Source organism: Providencia sp. PROV033 (genome assembly GCF_028484855.1).
Taxonomy (GTDB): domain Bacteria; phylum Pseudomonadota; class Gammaproteobacteria; order Enterobacterales; family Enterobacteriaceae; genus Providencia; species Providencia alcalifaciens.
The window spans coordinates 1-5295 of the sequence record NZ_JAMPSW010000147.1 but is presented as its reverse complement, the minus strand read 5'-3'; the positions used below and the strand labels follow the sequence as shown (position 1 = coordinate 5295).

Below are 5295 nucleotides of genomic sequence, written 5' to 3'. Positions count from 1 at the left end.
AAAATATTCATAATGTAATTTGTAATAAAGAATAAATACCATGAGAAAATTTAAATTAATTATTAGTAGTCTATTATTAGCATGCACATGCGCGCATGCCTCAATCTCAGCCGATCGTACGCGGGTTATTTATGATGAAGCCAGTAAAGGTGTGAGTATTGTGGTTGAAAATACGGATAATAAAGATCCCTTTTTAGTGCAATCATGGATTGAAAATGAAAATGGTCATAAGATTAATGAACCATTAATTGCATTACCACTATTACAGCGCATTGATCCTAAGCAAAAGAAACAAGTGAGAATCAGTGCATCGAAAAATAATCTCAACGCCGCGGAAGATAAAGAAACCTTATTCTATTTTAATATATTGGGAATTCCCCCGAAAAGTGAAATTGAAAATGCAGTTGAGATTGTTATTCAATCAAGATTTAAACTTTTTTATCGCCCAACAGGATTAAAAAAATACCCTGATAATAACTGGCAAAAAGAGTTAAAAGTTGAAAAAACAGGAAATTCATTAAAACTCACTAACCCAACGCCATATCATGTTGTTGTGATTAATATTAATGACAATTTAAGCAAAGTTGATAACTTCCAAGAAATTATCATTAAGCCAAATAGTAATTCGGTGTATTCATTACCCGATAACAAAACAAAATCACCGAAAATGGTCATAACGTACATTGATGATTATGGCACGCCAAAGCTATTAAATTACACCTGCCAAAGTACAACCTGTACATTGGTTAATGATAAATAGGAAGAAATGATGCCCCCCTATTTTAAGAAAGTTGTACCCATTATTTTATGTTGCTTTTCATTTTTGAGTTTTAATGCCTTTGGCGCAGTAACGAATTGTCAGGCCTTAAATGGTGAAGAATTCTTACAGGAAAATATTACCTTTGATATCAAAAGCAGCAGTACCACTATATCACCAGGAACCACATTAGCATCAGCATCATCTTCATTTATGTCTTTCACCTGTAATTTTACAGGTAGCGTAGCGGCGCCCAATCATGTTTATTTTAAAAATGTCCTCTCTGCGCAAACAAAAACGCTTTTAATTAACAGTGGAGTTACGGTGACTCAGCGAAGTGCAATTGGTGGAGGAATAACTGCCACCCTCACAGACTCAAATGTTCCAAGTATAGATTTAGGGCATTGGAGTCAACCGGCGGTAGGAACCACGGTAAATATAGGTATCATGTATAATTTTGTCGTCATAAAAGGGTCCAATGCCTTGAAACCCTTTGATACGGGCAATGTTCTATTGGGATATCATGAAGATTATCAAGGTAAATACCTTGGTGCTCCTGTTTATATACGTATTGTAGGTAATTTAACATTGCTTTGCCCTACGCCGGCAGTCAGTGTAACCGCATCAAATGGCGGAAGTGTTAACTTTGGCACTATCTCACCAAAACAAATGAACGCAGGTGAAGTTGTGAGTCGCACATTTAACCTGGGGATGGCGGTTCCTCAAAATTGTGAAACTGGGTTAAATGTTTCAGTGCGATTTGAACCTAACAATAATACGGTATTGGGGAACAAATACCTTGATATGGGGAACGGATTGCAAACTGTTATCAAAAGTAACGCAACAGAATTAAATTTTAATCAAAACTATGCGATTGGTGAAATTAAGCCTCAATCTCCTGTAAATGTACCTTACACTGCCACCTTAAGTCAGATTAGTGGACAAACAATAACCTCAGGTCCCTTTTCGAAAACCATACGCGTTGTTGTTTCTTATTAGTCACCTTGACCACCTGTTATGATAAAAATGTCTATCACAGGTGGTCTGCATTCAAAAATATAACCTTAAATAGACAGTCACTATTTGACATTTTTTCGGCGTTGTTATACTAAATATCAAGCCCCCTCATAAGGAGTAACTTAGATGAAAAAGTTAACCTTAGTCCTCGTCGATGACCATCCAATTGTCCTATCGGGATTAAAAAAAACATTATCCCAATCACTCCATTTTTCTATTGAAGGGGAATTTACGAATGATTCCGATCTGTTTGCTTTTTTAAATAGCCACACTGTTGATGTGATTGTGACTGATTACATGATGCCCAATAACACACAATCTAGTGATGGACAAAATTATATCCAATTTCTACGTCGGAAGTACCCGAACATCGCATTAGTCGTATTAACAATGATATCTAACCCAATGATTATTCAGACTTTATATGATAACAATGTGAATACTGTTGTCTCAAAAGAAGCGCCATTACCAGAATTAATCAAAGCAATCACTTTAGCCGGTCAAGGAAAGCAATATCGCCAACCTATTGTTGATTTAACGACAACAATGAAAAGCCGCAATGCCTCCACACTGGATGAAAGAGTGAAAACACTTTCGCCTCGTGAGTTAGAGGTATTGCGATTATTTGTCCAAGGTAAGCCGATTGTTGAAATCGCGAAACTGCTCAACAGAAGTGATAAGACGATTAGCCTACAAAAAAATGCGGCAATGCGTAAATTAAGAGTTGAAAATAACCAAGCACTGATTAGCTATTGCATTACGCACCATTTGTTTGATTAAGCTGATTTAGCCAATGGGTTAATTCATCACAAATCGCGGTATAGGACTCCGCTGTATTGGATTCTGTTAACTGTTCTTCTAGTACTTGAAGTTTACTGGCAAGGTCACGTTGTTTTACACTGACTAGTGCCCCTCGAATACGATGAGAAAGCTGTTTTACAACGTCGATATTATTATCATTTACGGCTTGGTAAAGGGCATGAATATCAGCCGTAAAATGTTGAATTATATTCGCTCTATCACTGCTATCGAGCGGATTAATCAACGCCATCGTGACGGCATCAGAAGTCATACCTGATGAATAGGTAGGGAAAAAACGATTAAATAATTTGACTAACGTTTCTAACTCAATGGGCTTCACTAGCCAAGTATCCATTCCTGCGGCTAAACAGCGCTCCTCTTCATCCTTTAAGCCATTGGCTGTCACGCCAATAATTGGACACGTTTCACCTTCACTACGCAACTGCTTGGTTAATTCATATCCATCGCGATAAGGCATATTAACGTCAGTTAAGATAATATCGACAACTTGATTATCCCAAACCACTAAAGCTTCCTCACCATCACTTGCCATAAAGACTTCACAACCGAGTAATTCTAATTGTTCTTGAAGCGTAACTTGGTTAATCGGATTATCTTCTGCCACTAAAACGCGCAAAGAATATTCATTAGCATATGAAGGTGTTTGTAAGATTGGGCATGTTAAGGGTAATGCTGAATTATCCTCATCTTTTAATAAGAAGAGCTGTTGATTAAATTCCGATAAACGGAAACTTGCATCATCGCTGACCCATATCTTTCCATGCCAATCTTGAGGTAAAGAGAAATCCTGAATGAATATACTGACAGCAATAACCGATGATGTGTCTTCAGGTAATTCCGCTTCAGTCAAATAAACGTTTGCCCCCCATTGAATTAACCAATTATAAATATTATTGGTTAATAATGGGTCGATTGTTCGTAGCCAGATATTCGCCCCTGTTAAACTCTTCCACTGAATATTGTTTTTATCGAATTCTAACGGTAAGGTAATTTGGAAAGAGCTACCTACCGTAAGATTACTGGTGACACTGATTTCTCCCCCCATAAGTTTTACCAACTCGGCACAGATAAATAAGCCTAAACCAGTACCACCATAGGTATGCTGCCCTGAGTGGGCTTGATAGAAAGGCTCAAACAGTTTTTCTTGCTGTTCTTGGCTGATCCCCACACCGGTATCATTGACAAATAATATTATATTGTTATTTGTGCCGTTCCTTAATTCAACCGTGATCTTTCCATTATGAGTAAACTTAATAGCATTACTTAATAAGTTGCCAAATATTTGTTGTAGCCTTGCCGCATCACCAATTCTGACGGCATAAATATTGGGATCAATAATAGCAAATAGCAGCAACTTTTTCTGCTGAGCTAGCCCTTGATATAACTGAACGGTGTGTTGTATTAAATCGAGTAGATCAAACGATATATGTTGGATATGAATTTGGTTCGCTTCAATTTTACTGATATCAAGAATATCCCCAATAAGATGCATTAATAACTGAGAGGTTGTCGACATCCTATCAATAAAGTGTTTTTGTTTTGGTGATAAAGCCGTGTTTTCTAATAATTCTAATGTCCCGATAATGCCATAAAGTGGCGTGCGTATCTCATGGCTCATCGTGGCTAAGAAATTAGACTTTGCTTGATTCGCTTCTTCCGCAAGGCGTTTAGCATGATTAAGCTGTTTTTCAGTTTCAGCTTGTATTGTGATATCAGTAAATGCGCATAAAATAACAGGACGTTGCTGATAATGAGTTGCAGTGCTAACAATATATAATACGTGTTCCCCTGATTTTAAAACAGTTGTCACTTTTTCCTGTTCAGAAATAACACGGCTCAGTAGTTCATTATATTCCATTGAATCGTGAGGAGAATCAGTATTGGGTATATTTAACCAATACTGAGCGAGCTCATTCGCAAAACGAAGATCTTGAGTTTCTGTATCAATAACACAGAGCCCTATCGGCGTTGTTGCAATCAATGTTTGATTAAACGCTTCGCTTTCGACGATAACTTGCTGAGAAAGTATTGCTGGCTGTAGAATTTTTCTATGGTACCACTTCTTATATCCCCAGCCACATAACAAACTAAAAAGTAGAGATATAACAAGACTAATCGGTAACCACATATTATCTTCGAAAAATGCAGCGTAACTAATTCTGTAATAACCTATCCAATCTGTATCTTTAAAGCTTAACTTCATGACTAAACCATTTTGAGTATAGAAAATACCTTCCGATGGCTCAGTAGGCACTGGAGAATCACCCAGTAATAAACCAAAGTCATCATGTAATAGCCAGAATTCATGCCTCAAAGTTGGGTTCAATATATTCTCTAGCACGCTGAGATGGTCTTTACTGACTAGAGAGACTGCATAAATATTTTTAGGGGAGAGATGGGCATTTTGCCATAAATTGGCATCAAAACCTGCGGGAACGATACCCAGCAAGTTATTTTTAAATTTATCTGCTTTTAACCAAATAACGGGCATTTCTTGTTCGTCGTATTGTATGTCAGCAAACTGTTTGTTTATTACTGGTAAATTATCTCTAATACTATCGGTTACTGCACGAAACAATTCAGGTGATATGGCTGTATTCCCCATTAGCGTGCCTACGGATGGGACACTAATACTGATATAGTCATGTTCATTAATAAAAAATACCGCCGCCGCGGGATAGTAAGAGCGCCCCCAAAAT

The 5295-nt window shown here is 37.4% G+C and carries 4 protein-coding genes; 3 read left to right on the top strand and 1 reads right to left on the bottom strand.

Annotation, left to right across the window (positions count from 1 at the left end):
• Positions 1–40 precede the first annotated feature (40 nt).
• The 3 genes from PSF16_RS16400 to PSF16_RS16390 all read left to right on the top strand — a co-directional run bounded on the left by PSF16_RS16400 (position 41) and on the right by PSF16_RS16390 (position 2554).
• Complete coding sequence (locus PSF16_RS16400) at positions 41–760, top strand: fimbrial biogenesis chaperone (RefSeq protein WP_006658101.1); 720 nt, start codon at positions 41–43, stop codon at positions 758–760.
• A gap of 9 nt (positions 761–769) precedes the next feature.
• Positions 770–1756, top strand: coding sequence for a fimbrial protein (locus tag PSF16_RS16395; protein WP_272689698.1), 987 nt, complete (start codon positions 770–772; stop codon positions 1754–1756).
• Positions 1757–1900: 144 nt separating this feature from the next.
• A complete protein-coding gene (locus PSF16_RS16390; RefSeq protein WP_272689697.1) occupies positions 1901–2554 on the top strand; it encodes a response regulator transcription factor in 654 nt (217 codons plus the stop codon).
• Here PSF16_RS16390 and PSF16_RS16385 read toward each other — a convergent pair.
• Positions 2532–5295, bottom strand: a 2764-nt coding sequence (locus tag PSF16_RS16385) for an ATP-binding protein (RefSeq protein WP_272689696.1), incomplete at its 5' end; no start/stop codon positions are given. The genes PSF16_RS16390 and PSF16_RS16385 overlap by 23 nt on opposite strands.

What these genes read in the sequence shown, in the direction of transcription:
- PSF16_RS16390 (WP_272689697.1), top strand. Translation starts at nt 1,901, where the DNA reads ATGAAAAAGTTAACCTTAGTCCTCGTCGATGACCATCCAATTGTCCTA.
- PSF16_RS16400 (WP_006658101.1), top strand. Translation starts at nt 41, where the DNA reads ATGAGAAAATTTAAATTAATTATTAGTAGTCTATTATTAGCATGCACA.
- PSF16_RS16395 (WP_272689698.1), top strand. Translation starts at nt 770, where the DNA reads ATGCCCCCCTATTTTAAGAAAGTTGTACCCATTATTTTATGTTGCTTT.